2 protein-coding genes are annotated in these 1018 nt (G+C 58.8%); both read left to right on the top strand.

Translation table 11 applies throughout. The annotated features are described in order from the left end of the window. Positions 1-151 (top strand): transposase (locus tag E1297_RS51130; RefSeq protein WP_155132986.1); only part of this gene is annotated, 151 nt, incomplete at its 5' end. Between the two features lie 35 nt (positions 152-186). Then, the coding region (locus E1297_RS01480; RefSeq protein ID WP_155132989.1) for an IS3 family transposase at positions 187-1018 on the top strand (832 nt) is incomplete at its 3' end.

Consider the following 1018-nt stretch of genomic DNA (forward strand, 5'->3'; position numbering starts at 1 on the left):
CAAGTGGAAAGCCAAGTATGGCGGCATGACGGTATCTGAGCTGCGGCGGTTGAAGGACCTTGAAGCAGAGAATTCTGAACTGAAGCGTCTCCTGGCCGATGCGATGTTGGATAACGCCGGGCTGAAAGGGCTGCTGGCAAAAAACTCATAACGCCTGCCGCCCGTCGGGATGCGGTGGTCACGTTGATGGTTGAACACCAATTCACGCAAAGGCGGGCGTGTAGGCTGGTCGGGATATCCAGATCGAGCCTGGCTTATCAGGCGCGCCCGGATCGCCACGCGCGGCTCCGGGAGCGTCTGATCACTCTGTCGGGCAAGCACAGAAGGTATGGCTATCGCATGCTGCATGCCAAACTGGCGCGCGAGGGCTTCAAGGTGAATGTTAAAGTCGTCGAACGCATCTACCGCGAAGAACGGCTTTGGCTGCGTCGTACCAAGCGCAAGAAGATCCCCAAGGAGGGCCGAGAGGGCGGCTGGTGCCCGATTGCGGCCAACCAGCGGTGGTCTTTGGATTTCACCAGCGACGCCTTGGCAAATGGGCGTAAATTCCGAACTGCCAATCTCAAGGACGATTGCACCCGCGAGTGTCCGGCCATCGAGGTGGATTTCTCACTACCCGGAGAGCGGGTCGTGGAGATGTTGAACCGGGTCGCGCGCGAACGCGGATACCCTGACATTCTGGTCGTGGATAATGGGCCTGAACTGCGCGGTCGTGCGCTTGATGCCTGGGCCGATGACAACGGTGTGCAGCTGTACTTCATCGACCCGGGCAAGCCGACCCAGAACGCGTACATCGAAAGTTTTAATGGCCGCTTCCGAGACGAATGCCTGAACCAACACTGGTTCACCAGCATCAGCGAGGCACGCGAAATCATCGAAAACTGGAGGATCGATTACAACACAGAACGCCCGCACAGCAGCCTGAAATACCAAACCCCGGAGGAGTTCGCCGCAGCGCGTCCCTTCGACAAAACGCAATGGGCGCAGACGCTTGAGCTATATGAGGGCTCCGCGCCCG

Source organism: Roseibium sp. RKSG952, assembly GCF_009711355.1.